Genomic DNA, 903 nt, shown 5'->3' on the forward strand with positions numbered 1-903 from the left:
GAGGAGATGTCGTGGATGGAGCTGCGACTGGCGGTCCTGGACTCGCCGTGCCGGGCGCGTTCCTTGTTGACGGTCCGGGCGGCGATCTCCTCGGCGCGGTCCTCGCTCTCGCCGCGCTCCAGCGCGCTCTCCTTGATGTGCTCGTACTGGCGCTCCCGCTTGGGGCTCGATCCTCGGGGCATGGCGGCGCTCCTTCCGTCGGCCGCGTCCCTGGCCAGGTGGCGCCTACCCGGCGGCGCGGGGGCAAAACGGTCCCGGGCCCCGGATGCCGATCCTGTCCCGGCCGCCCCGTCTGTCACCGGCGGCGGGACGGTGGCACAGTGGGAGGCGGGGCGGCGCCGCCGCTCCCACCGGTCGGAGCCGCCGTGGAGCGGTCCGGCCGCGCGGTCGATCCGGACGGTGGACGGATGGACGAACACCGAGCGCCCGACACCGCGGCGGGCCGAACGGGCCGTACGGGCCGTGCGGACGGGCCCGAGCAGCCCGACCGGCCCGAGCAGCCGGACCAGGTCCTGCGGCAGCTGCTCGCCGGGCTGACGGCGGTCCGGGACGGCGACTTCCGCACCCGGCTCGGGTCCGACCTGCCGGGTGTGCCGGGGGAGATCGCCACCGTCTTCAACGGCATGGTCGAGCAGCTCGCCCGGGTGACCTCGGAGGTGACCCGGGTGGCGCGGGAGGTCGGCTCCGAGGGCCGGCTCGGCGGCCAAGCGCACGTCCCCGGCGCGGCCGGGACGTGGCTCGACCTCACGGACGCGGTCAACGCGATGGCCGGCGACCTCACCCATCAGCTGCGCAACATCGCCCAGGTGACCACGGCGGTGGCGCGGGGCGACCTCACCCAGAAGATCGAGGTCGACGCGCGCGGCGAACTCCTCGAACTCAAGAACACCGTCAACACGATGG

At 74.8% G+C, this 903-nt stretch carries 1 protein-coding gene and 1 pseudogene; one reads left to right on the forward strand and one right to left on the reverse strand.

What is annotated here, in order from left to right:
* Window positions 1–182: pseudogene (locus VR45_RS39010) on the reverse strand (plasmid stabilization protein); the annotation flags it as partial.
* Between the two features lie 225 nt (window positions 183–407).
* On the opposite strand from VR45_RS39010, the gene VR45_RS39015 reads away from it, so the two are divergent.
* On the forward strand, window positions 408–903 hold a 496-nt coding region (locus VR45_RS39015; protein WP_159394528.1), incomplete at its 3' end, for a HAMP domain-containing protein.

The organism is Streptomyces sp. NRRL S-495 (assembly GCF_000966955.1).
Lineage (GTDB): Bacteria > Actinomycetota > Actinomycetes > Streptomycetales > Streptomycetaceae > Kitasatospora > Kitasatospora purpeofusca.